General features: G+C 37.5%; 15 protein-coding genes. 1 reads left to right on the forward strand and 14 read right to left on the reverse strand.

Features of this window, described 5'->3' with window-relative positions; all coding sequences use genetic code 11:
- Positions 1-470: 470 nt before the first annotated feature.
- From uvrA to ACVWXS_RS19495, 3 genes are all read right to left on the reverse strand, one after another.
- On the reverse strand, positions 471-3,335 hold the full coding sequence (gene uvrA, locus ACVWXS_RS19485; RefSeq protein WP_456959752.1) for an excinuclease ABC subunit UvrA: 2,865 nt from the start codon (positions 3,333-3,335) through the stop codon (positions 471-473).
- 7 nt (positions 3,336-3,342) lie between these two features.
- Positions 3,343-5,322, reverse strand: coding sequence for an excinuclease ABC subunit UvrB (gene uvrB / locus ACVWXS_RS19490; protein ID WP_456959753.1), 1,980 nt, complete (start codon positions 5,320-5,322; stop codon positions 3,343-3,345).
- Between the two features lie 639 nt (positions 5,323-5,961).
- Positions 5,962-6,204 carry an IDEAL domain-containing protein gene (locus ACVWXS_RS19495; RefSeq protein WP_068986479.1) on the reverse strand — a complete coding sequence of 81 codons (243 nt, stop codon included), beginning with the start codon at positions 6,202-6,204 and terminating at the stop codon, positions 5,962-5,964.
- 225 nt (positions 6,205-6,429) lie between these two features.
- Here ACVWXS_RS19495 and ACVWXS_RS19500 point away from each other — a divergent pair, with 225 nt between their 5' ends.
- Positions 6,430-6,939, forward strand: a complete 510-nt coding sequence (locus tag ACVWXS_RS19500) for a competence protein ComK (RefSeq protein ID WP_368636297.1) — start codon at positions 6,430-6,432, stop codon at positions 6,937-6,939.
- 84 nt (positions 6,940-7,023) lie between these two features.
- Here ACVWXS_RS19500 and prfB read toward each other — a convergent pair.
- The 11 genes from prfB to ACVWXS_RS19555 form a co-directional block, all read right to left on the reverse strand.
- A protein-coding gene (prfB, locus tag ACVWXS_RS19505; protein ID WP_374963793.1) for a peptide chain release factor 2 occupies positions 7,024-8,128 on the reverse strand; the annotation gives its coding sequence in 2 pieces (ribosomal slippage) (positions 7,024-8,052 and positions 8,054-8,128; 1,104 coding nt in all).
- Between the two features lie 263 nt (positions 8,129-8,391).
- Positions 8,392-8,931 (reverse strand): competence protein ComK, encoded by a 540-nt coding sequence (locus tag ACVWXS_RS19510; RefSeq protein ID WP_374963794.1) that lies wholly within the window; start codon positions 8,929-8,931, stop codon positions 8,392-8,394.
- Between the two features lie 472 nt (positions 8,932-9,403).
- Positions 9,404-11,914, reverse strand: coding sequence for a preprotein translocase subunit SecA (gene secA / locus ACVWXS_RS19515; RefSeq protein ID WP_456959754.1), 2,511 nt, complete (start codon positions 11,912-11,914; stop codon positions 9,404-9,406).
- A gap of 138 nt (positions 11,915-12,052) precedes the next feature.
- Entirely contained in the window at positions 12,053-12,604 is a 552-nt protein-coding gene (hpf, locus tag ACVWXS_RS19520; protein WP_456959755.1) for a ribosome hibernation-promoting factor, HPF/YfiA family, read from the reverse strand.
- Positions 12,605-12,844: 240 nt separating this feature from the next.
- On the reverse strand, positions 12,845-13,228 hold the full coding sequence (locus tag ACVWXS_RS19525) for a PilZ domain-containing protein (protein ID WP_068986484.1): 384 nt from the start codon (positions 13,226-13,228) through the stop codon (positions 12,845-12,847).
- A gap of 387 nt (positions 13,229-13,615) precedes the next feature.
- A complete protein-coding gene (locus ACVWXS_RS19530) occupies positions 13,616-13,972 on the reverse strand; it encodes a flagellar protein FliT (RefSeq protein ID WP_456959756.1) in 357 nt (118 codons plus the stop codon).
- A complete protein-coding gene (gene fliS / locus ACVWXS_RS19535; RefSeq protein WP_068986486.1) occupies positions 13,972-14,376 on the reverse strand; it encodes a flagellar export chaperone FliS in 405 nt (134 codons plus the stop codon). The genes ACVWXS_RS19530 and fliS overlap by 1 nt, the downstream gene beginning before the upstream one ends.
- A 53-nt stretch (positions 14,377-14,429) precedes the next feature.
- Positions 14,430-16,799: a flagellar filament capping protein FliD gene (fliD, locus tag ACVWXS_RS19540; protein ID WP_456959757.1), complete on the reverse strand. Its 2,370-nt coding sequence runs from the start codon at positions 16,797-16,799 to the stop codon at positions 14,430-14,432.
- Between the two features lie 20 nt (positions 16,800-16,819).
- Positions 16,820-17,098: a flagellar protein FlaG gene (locus ACVWXS_RS19545; protein WP_456959809.1), complete on the reverse strand. Its 279-nt coding sequence runs from the start codon at positions 17,096-17,098 to the stop codon at positions 16,820-16,822.
- A gap of 495 nt (positions 17,099-17,593) precedes the next feature.
- Complete coding sequence (locus ACVWXS_RS19550; protein WP_456959758.1) at positions 17,594-18,286, reverse strand: NTP transferase domain-containing protein; 693 nt, start codon at positions 18,284-18,286, stop codon at positions 17,594-17,596.
- Positions 18,283-19,242 (reverse strand): DMT family transporter, encoded by a 960-nt coding sequence (locus ACVWXS_RS19555; protein WP_456959810.1) that lies wholly within the window; start codon positions 19,240-19,242, stop codon positions 18,283-18,285. Before ACVWXS_RS19555 ends, ACVWXS_RS19550 begins: the two co-directional genes overlap by 4 nt.
- Positions 19,243-19,244: the final 2 nt, after the last annotated feature.

A 19,244-nucleotide genomic window follows, 5' to 3' on the forward strand; every position in this document is an offset into this window, starting at 1 on the left:
GTCACGAAGGCGTTATCACAGGATGTGATGCTCTTAGCCTTCGTTCCTCTATCGCTGATCCCCAAGGAGTCGCCCAGTCTCCACTCCAATCAACTAATATTCAGGGCATATATTAAAAAAAATGTCATCCACAACTTTTTGTGATGAGCCTTTTTTAGGCTTATTCCCATAGCATGGGGTTGAATTCCGTTCTGGCTGGATGCATTCCTAGGGGCATCCAGCCTCCAATACAATCTACTTATCCACATCACATTCGTTTTAACATAATGTCATCCAACGTTTGAGTTTTATCAGAACACTTTTGAGTTTTATCACCCAACTTTTGAATTTTATCGACCAACTTTCAATTTTTATCGACCAACTTTTGAATTTTATCGACCAACTTTCAATTTTTTTCGACATCCGCATGCCGGGTGCACGTAAAAAAGTTCGCAAATCCCCTTCTTAGGGAACTTGCGAACTTTTTAGAGTTATTGAGAAGCCTTTTCTAAAACAGCTTCCATACGCATACGATCTCGTGTCAATATTGGCTTTAAATACTTCCCTGTATAAGAGCCACTTACTTCAGCGACTTCTTCTGGTGTACCTGTCGCAACAATTGTACCACCTTTGTCGCCACCTTCAGGCCCTAAATCGATAATGTAGTCTGCTGTTTTGATGACATCTAAATTATGCTCGATCACTAACACCGAATCGCCATTTTCTACAAGACGCTGTAAAACAACGAGTAGACGTGCAATATCATCTGCATGTAAGCCCGTTGTCGGCTCATCTAAAATATAGAATGATTTCCCTGTTGAGCGACGGTGCAATTCAGAGGCTAATTTCACACGCTGTGCCTCACCGCCAGATAAGGTTGTAGCAGGTTGTCCTAATTTCATATAGCCTAATCCAACATCCACGATGGTTTGTAGCTTACGTTGGATTTTCGGAATATTTTCAAAGAATACTACTGCATTTTCAATCGTCATATCTAAAATATCTGCAATACTCTTATCTTTATATTTCACTTCAAGTGTTTCACGGTTATAGCGTTTCCCATGGCAGACTTCACACGGCACATAAACGTCTGGTAGGAAATGCATTTCAATTTTTATAATACCGTCACCACGACAAGCTTCGCAGCGACCTCCCTTAACATTGAAGCTAAAGCGACCTTTTTTATAGCCTCGTACCTTCGACTCATTTGTGGCTGCGAAAACATCTCGAACATCATCAAATACACCTGTATAAGTAGCAGGATTAGAGCGAGGTGTACGACCGATTGGTGATTGATCAATATCAATAACCTTTTCAAGCTCATCAATTCCCGTTACTTCTTTATGTTCACCTGGCTTCACCTTTGAACGATTAAGCTTTTGAGCCAATGATTTATATAAAATTTCATTAATAAGTGTTGATTTACCTGACCCTGAAACCCCTGTGACGGCAACGAATAAGCCAAGAGGTATATCAATCTTCACATTTTGAAGATTATTTTCCTTGGCACCTTTAATCGATAATTTACGACCATTTGGCTTACGACGCTCAATTGGTAATGGAATAAACTTCTTACCACTTAAATATTGCCCCGTTAAAGACTTTTCATTTTCCATTACTTCCTGTGGTGTCCCTGCCGCTACAATTTGACCACCATGTACACCTGCACCAGGACCAACATCAATGAGATAATCCGCCGCTAGCATTGTATCTTCATCGTGCTCGACAACAATAAGTGTATTACCAATATCACGCATATTTTGCAATGTACTAATGAGGCGATCATTATCACGTTGATGTAAGCCGATAGATGGTTCATCTAAAATGTAGAGGACACCTGTTAAGCGTGAGCCAATTTGTGTCGCAAGACGAATTCTTTGAGCTTCTCCCCCTGAAAGTGTCCCTGCTGCTCGACTTAATGTTAAATAATCTAATCCTACGTTTACGAGGAAGCCTAATCGTTCTTCAATTTCGCGTAAGACAAGTCGAGCAATTTTCATATCCTTTTCTGATAAATCCAGATCCTTGAAAAATGTATCTGCTTCCTGAATCGAATACTGTGTAACTTCGCCAATATGCTTTTCTGCAATTTTCACAGCTAAGGTTTCCTGCTTTAAACGATAACCTTTACAAGATGGACATGCTTGCTGTGCCATATATTTTTCCATTTGTTCGCGCACATAATCAGAAGTGGTCTCCTTAAAACGACGCTCCACATTACGCACAACACCTTCAAATTCAATCATTTGATCTCGCACATTGCCAAACTCATTTTCATAATGGAAGTGGATTTTATCTTTACCAGAACCATATAAAATTTTATCCATCTTTTCTTTCGGAAGATCCTTTACAGGTACATCCATTGGAATATCATAATGATCACATACCGCCTTTAATAACTGTGGATAATATTGTGAACTTGTTGGTTCCCACGGTGCTAGAGCATGCTCTAATAAAGAACGGTCCCAATCTGGTACTACCAAATCAAGATCTACCTCTTGTGTTGACCCTAAGCCATCACAGCTTGGACAAGCTCCAAATGGACTGTTAAATGAAAACATGCGAGGCTCTAGCTCACCGATAGAAAATCCACATAAAGGACAGGCATGATGCTCACTGAACAATAATTCCTCATGTTCCATCACATCGACAAGTACGCGCCCATCTGCTAAACGCAATGCTGTCTCTAAAGAATCGCTAAGACGTGCAGCAATACCTTCCTTCATCACAACACGATCCACGACTACTTCAATCGAATGCTTTTTGTTTTTATCGAGATCAATCGCATCATCCAAATCACGTAGCTCGCCATCGATACGCACTCGAACAAAGCCTTGCTTTTTTAAATCCTCCAGTAACTTCACATGCGTCCCTTTGCGTCCTGATACCATTGGGGCAAGCAGCTGCATTTTCGTTCTTTCTGGGTAGGTTAATAAACGATCGACCATTTGCTCAATCGTTTGGGAAGTAATTTCAATGCCATGATTTGGACAAATAGGCTTACCGATACGTGCATAGAGCAAACGTAAATAATCATAGATTTCCGTTACTGTACCAACTGTAGAACGGGGATTACGGCTCGTCGTTTTTTGATCGATCGATATAGCAGGAGATAGTCCCTCAATCGCATCGACGTCTGGTTTGTCCATTTGTCCGAGGAATTGACGAGCATAAGCTGAAAGAGATTCTACATAACGACGTTGTCCTTCGGCATAAATCGTATCAAACGCTAATGATGATTTCCCTGAGCCAGATAAACCGGTTAACACTACTAGTTGATCACGTGGAATTGTGACATTGATATTTTTTAAATTATGTGCTCGCGCGCCCTGCACGACTATTTCAGTATTTTTCACAAGCCATTCACCCTTCTGCCTTCAATTCAAATATTGTATCGCGCAGCTCAGCAGCACGTTCAAAATCTAGCGCTTTTGCTGCTTCCTTCATTTCAACTTCTAGAGTAGCAAGTAACTGATCTCTTTCCGCCTTCGTCAGCTTCTTACCTTTTGTTGCCTTCGCTACATAGGATTCTTCTTCCTCTGCAACCTGTGTCGCACGAATAACATCAGGAATTTTCTTAACAATCGTTTTCGGTGTAATGCCATGCTCTTCGTTATACGCCATTTGCAGTGTTCGACGGCGCTTTGTTTCTTCAATCGCCTTTTTCATCGAATCCGTCATATTATTTGCGTACATAATGACATGACCATTAGCATTACGAGCAGCACGTCCAATCGTTTGTATTAATGAACGCTCTGAACGTAAAAATCCTTCCTTGTCAGCATCTAAAATCGCCACAAGAGAAACCTCAGGAATATCTAGCCCTTCTCGCAATAAGTTAATGCCGATTAGAACATCGTAAGTACCTTTCCGCAGCTCGCGAATAATTTCAATTCGCTCTAGCGTCTTAATTTCTGAATGCAAGTACTCCACCTTTAAGCCCATTTCTTTCAAATAAGCCGATAAATCCTCTGACATTTTTTTCGTCAATGTTGTAACTAGGACTCGTTCATTACGGGCAATACGACCTTGAATTTCATCGATTAAATCATCAATTTGCCCTTCAATAGGACGTACGTCAATTTGTGGATCAAGCAGCCCTGTTGGACGAATAATTTGCTGCGCCATTTCCGGAGTATGCTCAAGCTCATACGGGCCTGGTGTTGCTGATACATAAATAGCTTGATGTATATGTTTCTCAAATTCTTCAAAACGTAAAGGGCGGTTATCTAGTGCTGATGGCAAACGGAATCCATGCTCAACTAGCACACCTTTACGTGCTTGGTCACCGTTATACATCCCTCGAACTTGTGGTAAAGTAACGTGACTTTCATCGACAACAAGTAAAAAATCCTCAGGGAAATAGTCAAGTAACGTATATGGAGTTGCCCCCGCTTCACGCAATGTTAAATGACGCGAGTAGTTTTCGATACCTGAGCAAAAGCCCATTTCACGCATCATTTCTAAATCATAGCGAGTACGTTGCTCTAATCGCTGTGCCTCCAATAATCTATCCTCTGCACGTAATAGAGTTAAACGCTCCTCCAACTCTTTTTCAATATTTTCAATGGCCTTTAGCATTTTTTCTTCTCGTGTAACGAAGTGAGATGCTGGGAAAATAGCTACATGATCACGATCCGCTAGTATTTCACCAGTTAACGCATCCACCTCGCGAATTCGATCGATCTCGTCCCCAAAAAACTCCACGCGGATACAATGCTCATCACGAGATGCAGGGAATATTTCCACTACATCGCCACGTACCCGAAACGTCCCTCGTGTAAAACTCACATCATTACGCTCATACTGTACATCGACCAGTTTTCGAAGCAACTGATTACGTTCAATTTCCATTCCAGTACGCACTGATACGACCATTTCACGATATTCTTCTGGAGAACCTAGACCATATATACAGGACACGGATGCAATAATAATGACATCATCACGCTCGAATAATGAAGATGTTGCAGAGTGACGCAACTTATCAATTTCATCATTAATGCTTGAATCTTTCTCGATATAAGTATCCGTCTGCGGTACATATGCCTCTGGCTGAAAGTAATCATAGTAGCTAACAAAGTATTCAACGGCATTATTAGGGAAGAACTCTTTAAACTCACTATATAATTGACCCGCTAAAGTTTTATTGTGTGCCATAATAAGTGTCGGTTTTTTTACCTGTTTAATGACATTAGAAATCGTAAACGTTTTTCCTGTGCCTGTTGCACCGAGCAATGTTTGATGACGTTTACCGGCACGTACACCCTCCACTAATTCCGCAATTGCCTGTGGCTGATCTCCACCAGGTGTATATGGCGCTTGTAAATCAAATGTTTGCACACATGTCCCCGTCCTTTCCTACCAATTTGATACATATATTTTAGCATAGCACTATTAAAATTTCGAACATTTAACGAACGAATGTTTGTAAATATTTTTTCATTTGCTACAATGAGATGGATACCTATAGAACATATGTACCGAAGTGCATAATGACAACCTATCCATACATTCGACCATTCCAAGAAATAAAAAGTGAAATTCCTTATAGCTACTAAAGTGCTATCTGTAAACTTGGCGTTCCTGTTAATAGATTACCCTTTCCAAATGTTAACTAATCGAGATGGGCGCATGGAAATGTATTAGCCTAGAGGAGATTTCAATCGTTTGATGATAGATTCCTCAAGCCCTGGGAGATTCTATCAGATAAGTAGGCGAAAGCTCGGGTTGACTGGAGATATGATCAGGTTGTCGGAAGATATGCTCCACTTCGCCGTACTTCTGATCGGGTTGACGCAACATCGGCTCGGGTTCGCCGAAGAATCGCTCGGCCCCTTAAAGATTCCACTCGGCTTAACGCTAGATCCACTCAAGCCATATGAGGTTTCGACGAGTTCAAGCCACCCCAAATCACCAATCTTTCAAAGAAAGTAGCAAAAAAATCCCGCCCTCCATTAAACGGAGAGCGGGCTCGTCATATTATTCACTTGTTACTTGGTGTAACGCTTTTAGTTCGGTTGCGTATAGATGAAATGCCTTTTCATCTTTTTCATCGAGTGCTCTATCTATCAGAACCATGAGCTGCTCTTCACGATACATACGCTGGATATGATTTATAAATAAATCTAAATAAATCTCGTTTAATAATTTCTCTGCCTCACTTACTTTCTTTGACTGACCAACGGCTTTTAGAAAATCTGTATACGGATAATATTTATCCAACGACCTCACCTCGATCCTTTTCTAAATTATATGAAAATTGAAATTAAAAAGCAATGCTTAAGAACTGAAATTCACTTCGATTTACTATTAATCTCATGCCATTTCATGCAAATTCTCTAAGCAATTGCTTGTTCTACCAATTGTTTTTACCTTTTATCTATATTTTCTGAATTTAATTTTGTGTTTTACACTTCAATAATAAATAGAAAAGGAGGCACTACATATATGCCAGCAAATTATGTCAATGGATATTTAATGTCTTTTAACACCTATTTACTAGAACCAATTCAGTACAACTCTAAAATTTTCACTCGAGTAATCGACAAGCATAATGAACTGATCGTTACACGGAAGCCATTGCATATATTACGAAAATCTTGTATTTCACTAGGAACAACCTATGAGGCAGCAAAACATTCCGCCAAACGCTTCTTCGGCAATCAACATAAACTTCCCATCGTTGTTACTTTTGATTATGGTTACCCGTGTATTTTTTTGCCGACTTATTCACCAAACTCCATCCACAATATTTGGATTGGGCTCCATGCCATTTCGAATATTGTCCCGAGTAAAATGGGCTGTATCGTCACACTGAAAAACGATCGACAAATTGAACTGCCCGTTCAATATGCTTCTATTAGCAAACAATTTGTCAATGCATCGATGCTTTATAAGCATTACATGAATGAACGTAAGCAAATTAGTCAAGACACTCCGTATTATCCACCTTTTTGATAGGACGACCAACCGTAGCTAATCTAGCAGAACCAAAAAACCCCCTCAGGAGCACAATTTTACTGTGCCTCTGAGGGGCCTTCATTACCCGATTTTTGAACGTAAGTATGCATTAATGAATGGATCTAAATCTCCATCCATCACCGCTCCTACATTACCTGTTTCCTCATTTGTACGATGATCCTTCACCATTGAATATGGGTGGAATACATATGAACGAATTTGTGAGCCCCAGCCGATTTCCTTCTGTTCACCACGGATTTCATCTAGCTGTGCCTGCTGCTTTTCAATCTCTAATTGATAGAGCTTCCCTTTTAACATCGTCATGGCTTTTTCACGGTTTTTAATTTGTGAACGTTCTGCCTGACATTGTACGACAGTACCAGTTGGAATGTGCGTAATACGAACAGCTGAATCTGTTGTATTAATATGCTGACCACCTGCTCCTGTTGCACGATACGTATCAATTTTTAAATCCTCCGTGCGAACATCAATTTCAATATTGTCATCGAATTCAGGCATAACATCACAAGAAACGAATGATGTATGACGACGGCCCGAAGAGTCAAACGGTGAAATACGTACTAAACGATGAACACCTTTCTCAGCTTGTAAATAGCCGTAAGCATTATGACCCTTAATAGACAATGTTACAGATTTAATACCTGCTTCATCGCCAGGAAGATAATCAACTGTTTCAACTTTAAAGCCACGTTTTTCTGCCCAGCGCGTGTACATACGAAGTAACATCGATCCCCAATCCTGAGATTCCGTACCACCAGCTCCTGGGTGCAACTCTAAAATCGCATTGTTTTGATCATATGGACCACTTAATAGTAATTGCAGCTCAAAATCGCCCATCTTCTGCTGGAATTCTACTAATTCTGTGCCCAGCTCCTCCTGCAATTCTTCATCAGGCTCTTCTCTCAATAGCTCTAGCGTCATATCTAAGTTCTCATGTGTTTCCACTAAATCTTTATACTCATTAGCAATTGCCTTTAAGCCATTACTCTCATTAATGATTACTTGTGCGCCTTGTTGATCATCCCAGAAACCTGGCTCAAGCATCATTTCATCTAATTCCTGAATGCGTGCCTCTTTGTTTTCTAAGTCAAAGAGACCTCCTGAAATCCGCCAATTTTTTGGCTGAAGTGTCTAACGCGTTACGTACATCTGCTAATTCAATCATTGTTAAATCCTCCGAACATTTTTAATGGGGCAATCTTGTAAATCTTTTTTTTACTAAAATCATGATGAGTTAACGCAAGGATCGGTATGTGCTTTAATCGCAATGGCTAAGTTCTCATCGTTCTCGAGATGCATTCAAAATGCTCATATCTCTAATTTTTGTAAGCCCCGTATTTTTTTATTATAACGTTTTTACGTCGGAAAACATAATTTTTTAACATGACAGCATAATTTACATAACTAAATGGACGACAATCATTCGCCTTAAGCTTTATCCTCAAATACAGCACTTCGGGTTGCCATGCGTTGATATACTTTAACTCGATCATGTTGCCCTAGTAAGTGATTTGTTCGTTTCTCTAATTTATACTTAAGTAAAAATGCTCTTTGAATTCTGTTTTCAAATGCTCTGAAACTTAAATCCACAATAATGTCCTTGCCGTTCATAAAATATACTTTTGTACTCTTTTTATCCACTACTTGAAAGTCCTCAATATGCTGGACCGCAAACCATATACATTCAGGATGTAGAGGAGATTTACTTGGAAACCATACAATATTACTTCGTTCATGAACAACTATTGGATTTTTATTCAGTTTTCCAAGTATCATTTTCGAGCCATCGAAAGCCCCTCTTAAGCTTGAACCAAAATAGCGTAGATTATAATCCATTAATTTTGTCGGTGCTAATTTTGAAATATATTGATAATCCCTTTCTATCACACGTGTACACAAGTTCCCAAAGGCATCATACTCCGGCATATACAACATCGTTTCACCACTCATAATGTCATCACTATGCATTTTAATCCTCCTAAAATTTATATTTTCCAGTAAAGAGGAGTATATTAAAAGAGATATTGGTATACTCCAATGCTCTAGAATTTTTATATCCAAACATGAATCACCCCCTCTATTCTAAGAAAGTAAGTTCATACCGATCTCACACAATCAAACTTTCATACTATTCATACTTTTATAATAAAACAGAAAAAAGTTATAAACGTTACCCTTTTCATTGAACTATTTACCTATTGTTGTAGTATTATGTATCTTTTTTTCAGAATTATCTATTAATAAAAAAATAGAAAAAGGCTCTTTGCCAAAACATAAAGGGGACTTGCAAAGCGCAATGTGAAGCTTACGCAAAATCTCCCCTCCCTTTCGGCCAGCTGACTGCCAAACCTGTAGTGACCTTTCACCACCAAGTTTCGGGTACTCAAAAAAAAGACCATTTTAACGTATAGTTAAAATGATCTTCTTCGTAATCGTAAACTTATTGACCTGCACCATGACAGTTTTTAAATTTCTTCCCACTTCCACATGGACATAAATCATTACGTCCAACATTTTCAGCCTTACGAACAGGTTGCTTTTTCGGTGCTGGAGAACCATCCTCTTTCGGATTAACAGCTTGACCTTTTGCAACTTCCTCACGCTCTAAGTTACTACGAATTTCTGCTTTCATCGCATATTTCGCTACATCTTCACGAATGGAATCGACCATATCCTCAAACATAGCAAAGCCTTCTTGTTGGTACTCACGAAGTGGGTCATTTTGACCATATGCACGAAGATGGATACCTTGACGTAGCTGATCCATGGCATCAATATGATCAGTCCACTTCGTATCAATTGAACGCAATAAAATAACCTTTTCAAATTCACGCATACGCTCTGGTGTAAGCTCTGCCTCTTTTTCATCATAACGCGCATGAACAGCGTCAGAAATCATTCGGTTAATTTCTTCAGCAGATTTGCCTTGGAAATCTTCCACCGTCTGATCATCTTCACCTAGAAGATTTGCACCGACAAAGTCATCAATGGCTTTTAAGTTCCAATCCTTTTGCTCACCTTGCGTATACAATGCAACAACATTGTCGATTGTTTCTTGAATCATAGACTCAACAAGGACACGCATATTATCTGTTTCTAATACGTCATAACGCTCTTTATAAATAATTTCACGTTGCTGACGTAACACATCATCATATTGTAATAAACGTTTACGTGCATCGAAGTTATTTCCTTCAACACGTTTTTGAGCTGATTCTACGGCTCTTGAAACAACTTTTGATTGTAGCGGCTGCGAATCATCCATCCCTAAACGCATCATCATAGACTTCATATTATCAGAGCCAAAACGACGCATTAATTCATCTTCTAGTGACAGATAGAATTGCGTAACCCCTGGATTCCCTTGACGACCAGAACGACCACGCAGCTGATTATCGATACGACGAGATTCATGACGCTCCGTACCAATTACCGCTAAACCACCAATCTCCATTACACCTTCGCCAGGCTTAATGTCCGTACCACGACCAGCCATGTTCGTAGCGATTGTTACGGCACCCTTCGTACCAGCATTAGCAATAATTTCGGCTTCACGCTCATGGTTTTTCGCGTTCAGGACATTATGTGGAATTTTATGTTTATCCAATAGGTTCGAAATGATTTCAGACGTTTCAATTGCAACCGTACCAACAAGAACAGGTTGTCCTGCTTTATGGCGCTCTGCAATATCTGCCGCCACCGCTTTATATTTTCCTTCCATTGAAGCAAAAATTAAGTCTGGACGGTCATCACGAGCAATCGGCTTATTCGTTGGAATCGCCACAACACTCATATTATAAATATTACGGAATTCCTCTTCCTCTGTTTTCGCTGTACCTGTCATACCTGAAAGCTTTTGATACATACGGAAATAGTTTTGGAATGTAATTGTCGCCATCGTCATCGATTCATTTTGAATCTCTACGCCCTCTTTCGCCTCAATCGCCTGATGTAGTCCATCTGAGTAGCGACGACCTTTCATTAAACGACCCGTAAAGCCATCAACAATAACAATTTCTCCATCTTGCACAACATAATCAACATCATTATGCATACTTACGTGTGCCTTTAACGATTGGTTAATAGCATGGTTTAAACGTACATGCGTTAAATCAAATAGGTTATCAATACCAAACGCTTTCTCCGCTTTTTCAACACCAGCATCTGTTAACGTAACACCTTTTGTTGACTCTTCATATGTGTAATCCGTTTCCGCACTTAACATACGACAAAACGCATTAGACTGTTTATAAAGCTGCGCTGATTTCCCAGCCTGACCCGAAATAATTAATGGCGTACGCGCTTCATCAATTAAAATCGAGTCAACCTCATCGATTACGGCATAATGCAACGGACGTTGTACACGTTCTTCTTTATAAAGCACCATATTATCACGTAAATAGTCAAAGCCTAGCTCATTATTTGTGCTATACGTAATATCAGCTTCATAGGCTGCACGTTTTTCTTCCTTTGACAGGCTGTTCAAGTTTAAACCAACTGATAAGCCTAAGAAATTATACAGATGCCCCATTTCTTCAGCATCACGACTCGCTAAATACTCGTTGACTGTTACAACATGTACACCTTTACCAGTAATGGCATTCAAGTAAACAGCCATTGTAGCCGTTAACGTTTTACCTTCCCCGGTTTTCATCTCCGAAATATTACCTTCATCTAGTGCAGCAGCACCCATAATTTGTACACGGAATGGGTACATCTCTAACACACGCTTTGACCCTTCCCGACAAACAGCAAAAGCTTCCGCACGAATCGACTCTAATTTCTCTCCGTCGGCAAAACGTTTTTTAAATTCTTCTGTTTTCGCTTGTAATTGATCATCTGAAAGCTGTTCCATTTGAGAAGCGAATCCCTCAACCTGGTCAGCGATTTTTTCTAATTTTTTTAACTCACGCTTATTGAAATCAAATAATTTATTTAATAGGTTTACCATGAATTTTTTCACTTCCTATATAGTCTCAAATTTCATTTTACCATTGTGTAACAGTTTCATGCAAACAGTGTCACTAGCATGACGATAAAGTCATAAAAAAGGCTCCCGCTATAGCGAGAGCCTTTTTACATATGAAGGTTAAGTTGTTTCGATTAAGCCATATTTACCGTCTCTGCGTTTGTAGACAATATTTGTGCCGTTCGATTCTGCGTCTGTAAAGATATAGAAATCATGCCCAAGCATATTCATTTGTAATACAGCTTCTTCTTGATCCATTGGTTTTAGATCAAATTGCTTTGTACGAACAATAGAGTATTCTTCATCCTCTGTCGATACATCAGCTACTGCTTGCGTAGTAGCAAAATAAAGGCCTGCACCTTCGCGCTCACGGAATTTACGGTTTACCTTTGTTTTATGCTTACGAATTTGACGTTCTAATTTATCAACGATTAGGTCAACTGCAGCATACATATCATTATGACGCTCTTCTGCACGAAGAGTTAAGTTTTTCATTGGAATTGTAACTTCCACTTTAGTTTGCTTGTCATTATAAACCTTTAAATTTACGTTAGCATTGGCGTTAACATCTTCGTTAAAATAGCGCTCAACTTTCTCGATTTTGTTCTCAACATACTCTCGAATAGCTGGCGTTACCTCAATATTTTCACCACGAATGTTAAAGTTTAACATGTAAACTCCTCCTTTATAACTGCTATACTTTATATTTCTACACAAGTGTGAGAAATTCCTCTAAAATAATTCTTTTTTTCACAAATTTTTTTATCCCGCATTAACGGGCTGTAATACTCCCACCTAAAATTCAGCAGAAGCAAAGAAGTTTAGGTCGGAGTCTAACTGCCCGTAAAAGCCCGATTGGTGAAGACTAATAATCAGTGGGGAGAAAGAAACCCCACTGATTAAAGTTTCACTTTAAGAATTAACGTTATTGAGTTTTGCCTCATCCGCTTCTTTTCTTCGGCGCGACTTCAATTCATCAACAATCAAATCTTCTACCGATCCTTGGTTATTGAAATTCACGCCATACTGCTTGCCATTACCAAAAGGACGACTCCAAATGATTTCACCATAAGCTCGTACCTCTATTGTATCAAGAACAAAGCGTAAATCCAAAGGAGGAGGATTGACACCTAAATCCACCTCAGTAAACATCTTCATACCTCTTGGACTAATATCGAGCAGGTCAGCCATTGCCGTTTGTGCTTGATTCACTTTTCCATTTTCATAAATCGCAAAAGTCATTTTAATTGGTTCATCGAATTTAAATCGAAAACCTTCTTGTCGCTTAAATATCATCTACCCACTCCAATATTATTCTAAACATTTATTTAGTTGATTATGACATGATGCACGATTTACATCCAGAGGGAATTAGTAACATATTTTACCGTAAAAAGGGCTATTTTATGACTATTTAAATGATTCCCTTTTGTATGATATATATATCGTGTCTCGTCTTTCTCACAAAGAAAAGAGAGGTTAGAAATTTTTCTAATAATAATTGTCGATAATTCGCAAAGTATAGCTATATTTGTAATTCAATTTATAGCGCTCATTTTAAATTCTCATGTGTTATACGGAACTTAATATCCATTTATATTGGAAACAAACACACAAAACCAGGAACTCATTTATACATGAGCCCTGGTTTTGATGAATAAAATCCTTAAAAGTACTTTTAACTTATTTTTTCCCGTCGTAATACATACCATCCATTACACGGACAGAGCTATACGGATTTAAATATTGCTTCTCAGTTTTTTTAGATTGTTGAACGGTTTTCAAATCTGTTTTAATTGCAGCCATTACCTTTTGTAATCGTTCCTGTATGCCTCGATCAAGTTCCTGTAAATGTTTAATTAATTGATGCCCATCTAAAGATTTTCCTGATTGCTTCAATTCCTCGATTATTGCACCGCGCTCGTCAAGCAAGTCATTTATTTTTTCGATAAATTCTTCTCGATCGTCTCCGTGAGGAATGGTCGACATATGCTCGTAAAGTCTAGCTGAAATAGAGAGCAAACGTTCAACTGGCCCCATCATATTCTGTCTCCATTCCCGTATTGTTGTTGGCGATTAATACGAATAACTTCCTTCCATGTATCACGGAATTCCGTAACAAGTCCTTCAACCTCTTCAATTATAGAAATGTCATTTCGAATATTTGCTTCTACTAATCGAGTATTCATATATTCATAGAGTGCCATCATATTTTTGGAAACTTCGATATCCATATTTAGTGTCGCCATTAGCTCACTTATGATTGCCTGTGCTTTTTGAAGGTTAGTATTTTTTTCTTGGATCTTTTTATCTTGAATCGCCAACTTTGCCTTATGCAGAAATTTTAAGCATCCATTATACAGCATTAGCGTTAAATCTCCTGGAGAGGCAGTTGTAACACTATTTTGTTTATATGCATTATGAGCCGATGTTTGTGCTGTCAATCAAAGACAACTCCTTTATATTACCTTTTAACTAAATTATACTAAAACTTTTATCACTGTCCACCAGATTGCGCAAACATACCTGCCTGTGAGTTTGCTTTGTTAATAGCTTTCTCCATTGCACTGAATTGCTTCCAATAGCGGGCCTCAATTTTTTCAAGCTTGTCTTTCCATGTATCAATACGTTTATCCATATCAACCAAACTTTTTCCAATCGTGTATGAATTATCCGTACTTGAAGCACGTCCAGCTTTTTTCTCGATGTTCTGTGAAAATTTATCCATAGTACCACGTATTTTTTGTAAGAAACCTCGAGTATCAACAGTTTTTTCTACACCATCAACCGTAATTGTCTCTTTCTCTGAACCTTTATTTGTAAACAAAGCAGTTACTGCATCAGGGTCATCCTCTAGTGCCTTACGCAATTTTACTTGATCGATTTCTAAAGTACCACCGTCATTATAAGATTTGGAAGTTGTAATCCCGATATTAAATAACGTATTGTATTTAGGATTGGATACAGCAGGATTAGATTGATAAATCAACCCACGCATATCTGAAAGACCACTTCTTAAAATCGAGTCACTACGCAATAGACCGCTTTTAGCTTTTTCTTCCCATAGCTTAATTTCATTTTCAGACATCTCTTTTCTTTGCTCGTCTGTTAATGGTGGATAGTCACGGTATTTTTTGTCTTTCGTTTGGTCGTTTAAATCCTTTATAAGTCCATTATAGGTTGTGACGAACTCATTGATTTTTTTCATCATATCGTCTACATCTGTTGTAGACGATAATGTCACATTCGGCACAGATACACCAGAATCTGGTAGTTTATTTAAATTTTTTAGTTCCTCCTCGGCTTCTTGTAAATCTTTTTCGTACTTTATTTTATTATTCTTGTTTGTTTCCAATTGTTGTATTTTGGTTGTTAAATCTGTATTTACAGTATCATACGCATTTTTCGTATTAATGACCTTTGACATGCCAGTTAAATCGGCATCAGAAGTATTGCCGAGTATTGTACGTTGTTCTGGTGAAAGGCTTTTTAATGCTTTTTTTTGCTCATCTGTTAACGCACTGGCATCGATTTCAGTATCGGATGTTAAATCAGTAATGCTAGCTAATTCTTGAATATCTGTTGCAGTCATTTTCGATAAAATATTTTTACTAGTAGAATTTAAGTTTTCATACGCACTAAATTTTTGTAAATCCTTCAATTCAGCTGGTGTAAAGTTATTTAACGCCTCTTTTTCTTCTGTTTTCAAGGCCTTTAACGCAGTTTTTTGTGCATCGGTTAAATCCGAAGCATCTATAGCTGCATCATCCTTCAAATCAAGATTCTCAAGTGTAGTAAGCTGTGCTGTGTTCATAGTTGCGAGTGCTTTTTTTCCAGCGGCAGTTAAAGCCGTATTTGTATTCGCACCATTAAACATTATTAATGCATCATCATAGTCTGCCTTTGCTCCATCAACTATAGGTGTCAGATCTCTTATCTCATCTTCTAAACGAGGAATAGCTGTATTGGTAGCGTCAAGTAATTCTCCCAATGTTTTAATTCGACTTTCAATTGTTGCTTTTGAATTAAATGTTTCATTTAATGTTATATTATAGCCGCCCATTGAGAATGTATTGGTAGAACGCTCTGTATCAATACCATTTACGCGGAAAATAGCATTCGATCCACCATTTACTAAATCATTTGATCCCGAACTACCTACTCCTAATAACGAGAACAACTTATTCCCCTCTGTTGCATCAACAGTAACACCATTTTTTGTTTGTTCAGTTACTAATTGCACTTCAGCAGCATTCCCTGCTAATGCACCTGTATTTTTTGCGGCAACAGATAATTTACCATTTTCGAAGAAAGCCGTTACACCTGCATTACTGCTATTAATTTTTTTCATTACATCATCAATGGTATCTGTTGCTTTAAATTTAATCTCTGTTGCTTCGCTAGCCAATGTACCATCAGACTTAATAGCCTTTAATAAAATTGAATATTCACCCGTGCCTGTGAATGTTGATCCTTCTAAATCACTGATTTTTGTACTTCCAGTAGCAACCCCACCATTTGAATTGACTTGTTTACTACCAACTGTTTTCCCTGCAGTAGCAAGCTGTGAAACACCCTCAATTGTTAAATTCCCTGATGCACTTGATGTTGCAGTTGCCGTTACATATTTAGTATTTGATGAGGTAGCTGTTTTCGTGTTAAAGCCTTTAAGTAAAAGATCGTCCGCAATATACTTATCAAATGTTTTTAACTTTGTGTTTACACTACGATAAGCATCTCGCGTCCACTCTGTTGTTTGTTTCTTCTGTTGTAATTTGATAAGTGGCGTTTTCTCCGCTGCCATTAATTTTTCTACTAATGCATCTATATCCATCCCTGATGCTAATCCACCAATTCGGTTTACCATAATAAAGCCTCCTAAAAAATTTATATTTTTTCGTCTACTATCATACCTAAAAGCTTTTGCATTTCATAAAATGCATCTAGTAACTTTCTAGGTGGTATTTCTTTTACGACTTCTTCTGTTTCTGCATCTACAACTTGAACAAAATAGCGTTCTAATCCTTCGTGGAGCACAAATTTTGAGGCACTGTGATTTACTTGTAAAAACTCGTTCACTGTATCTACTGCTTGTTGTAATTTTTCACTTGAGATTACTTGTTCTTCTTCCTGAATTGCTTGTCTATCTGTATTTTGTTGTTCCATTGAAATTGTTTGGATTGATTGTGAGGTATCTTGTATAACTTTTAATGAAGCCCCTGTATCAATTGTTTGTCCTTTCGTTACAACCCGCATAATACTACCTCCCCTAAACAATAAGTTTCTTTTATTTATTATCGGAAGCATTTGACAATCTTTCACTTTAAACTAAAGTGATTTTATAAAAAACAAAGAGAAAAGACAGATATAATGTAAGATTCACACCCTATCTGTCTTAACATATTTGGTATACTCGTAATTCATTTTCAACAACTTAACAGCTTTAGTTGAATTATTCCGCTTCCGTTTGATATATAGCATTTTATTGGCTCTGTCAATATTAACAACGCTTCCCAGAAGAATAAACACAAATAAAGCCCCCTTTATCACAGGTGAACAATACTTGGCTCTTAGATAATACGTTAAGAATTTTTTAATTTACTCGACGTCTGTCCCTAAAAACGGACCATTTGTTTTCGTTTTAGTTCTGTTTCAACATTATTATGAAATCGATTTGATAATTTTTAGATAATCATTTTGATTATCCATTTCATATAAAATATTTTGTTTTAATTGAGAAACAGTAATATTTAAAGAATCAATTAAGTCCAAAGGTATATTATCCCAGTATAAGGAGGCTTTTTTTAAATTTTGATATTGTAAGTAATTTGAAAAGTGCTGTTTTATTATTTTACAGTCTTTCATTTCCCAATAGGAAACTCCAGACAAAGATGGAAGTTGTTCGTCAGTGATTTTAATATCTATTACTTTTTGATTGATGTCTAGTATTGGACACCATTCTTTTTCTTGTCCGTTTCTAATAATTGTAAAGTAGGTACTTTGTTTAGGTTTAAGGTTTAAAAAAATATTTTCAAGAAAGACCGTATCTGCATCAATGATAAAAGAATCTCCAAAATGAGGAATGGCTAATTTGAAACTGTAAATACTATTATATTCTTTGTACATTTCATTGTAGATTAATTTTACTCCTGGAAATTTTTCTTTTAGATATTCAAATTGATTAGATAAATGACCAGTGACTATGTATATTTCATAGATTTTTGCTTCAATTAAAAATGAAATAGTCCTTTCTAAGTTAGGTTCTTTATTAATTGGCAAAAGTGCTTTATGTTTTGTTTTTGTCCATTCTTTAAAACGAGATCCTAGTCCCGCAGCAAGAATAATAGCATTCATAGTTTTACACCTCTTTTGAAAGTTATGATTGAAAAAAATTCTTTTGGATTATTTGTTGTCAATATAGATCCTGTAATAATAAGGAAGGCTAATAAAAGTTCTTTTATGCCTGCTTCGAATCCTACTAATAGACCGAATAAAACTGCCCATGCAGAGTAGCTAATATTTAATCCCATAGCTTTAATAGGACCAACTCGATTAATCGATGTATAGTAAAATAAATAGGAAGCAGTGCCCGCTAATGCAGTTAATGCAAATAAAATAATTGTAAAGTCTTGTAATATTAATTTTACTAAGGGAATACCCCCAATAATCGGGACTATTAACAAGCCGTATACTATTGCAGAAACTGTTTGTCTTATTTGTAAAGCAAGAGAAGGCAATACGTCATTTTTCATACCATATGCGGAGATCACAGATTCAGACCCCCATCCTAAAACGCATAATAAAGCGCAAGATAATCCGAAAATTAAATTTTCCGGTTCTTCTTGTGAAGTTAACCCTAAAAAAATAGTTGCTATTATGGCAAGAGAAAGCCCTATAATGTTTTTCGTAGTCACTTTTTCTTTTAAAAATAAAAAACTTAAAAAAGATCCTACTGCCGGATACATTGAAGATATAATGGCCGTATAGGAAGGACCAATAAAATTAATTGACAACATAAATCCTGACATACCTATAGGTCCCCCTAAAAGTGCGGCAACCATAACTACTTTCCCACTCCTACTTTTCAAAGATTGCTTGAGCTGATGTGTTCGTTTTAAAAGCAAAGTATGAAGCATCATCCATATACTTGAAAAGGTATCATGTAAAAAAGTTGAGATTAAAGGAGCTATAAAAATATAATCTGCAAAAATCGAGCGAGATAGTATGATTCCAATGGTTACCGTATTGACACCCCAGAGAATTCCACCAAAAAGACCAATCCATAATCCCTTTTTCTCATACTCTGTCATTT

The organism is Lysinibacillus sp. TE18511 (assembly GCF_054062295.1).

Excerpts from the sequence above, each read along its gene's own strand:
- ACVWXS_RS19525 (WP_068986484.1), bottom strand. The coding sequence starts at position 13,228 with ATGATATTTAAGCGACAAGAAGGTTTTCGATTTAAATTCGATGAACCA.
- ACVWXS_RS19550 (WP_456959758.1), bottom strand. The coding sequence starts at position 18,286 with ATGAATGCTATTATTCTTGCTGCGGGACTAGGATCTCGTTTTAAAGAA.
- fliD (WP_456959757.1), bottom strand. The coding sequence starts at position 16,799 with ATGGTAAACCGAATTGGTGGATTAGCATCAGGGATGGATATAGATGCA.
- ACVWXS_RS19500 (WP_368636297.1), top strand. The coding sequence starts at position 6,430 with ATGCCAGCAAATTATGTCAATGGATATTTAATGTCTTTTAACACCTAT.
- ACVWXS_RS19545 (WP_456959809.1), bottom strand. The coding sequence starts at position 17,098 with ATGGAACAACAAAATACAGATAGACAAGCAATTCAGGAAGAAGAACAA.
- secA (WP_456959754.1), bottom strand. The coding sequence starts at position 11,914 with ATGGTAAACCTATTAAATAAATTATTTGATTTCAATAAGCGTGAGTTA.
- ACVWXS_RS19555 (WP_456959810.1), bottom strand. The coding sequence starts at position 19,242 with ATGACAGAGTATGAGAAAAAGGGATTATGGATTGGTCTTTTTGGTGGA.
- ACVWXS_RS19530 (WP_456959756.1), bottom strand. The coding sequence starts at position 13,972 with ATGGGGCCAGTTGAACGTTTGCTCTCTATTTCAGCTAGACTTTACGAG.
- ACVWXS_RS19510 (WP_374963794.1), bottom strand. The coding sequence starts at position 8,931 with ATGCATAGTGATGACATTATGAGTGGTGAAACGATGTTGTATATGCCG.
- hpf (WP_456959755.1), bottom strand. The coding sequence starts at position 12,604 with ATGTTAAACTTTAACATTCGTGGTGAAAATATTGAGGTAACGCCAGCT.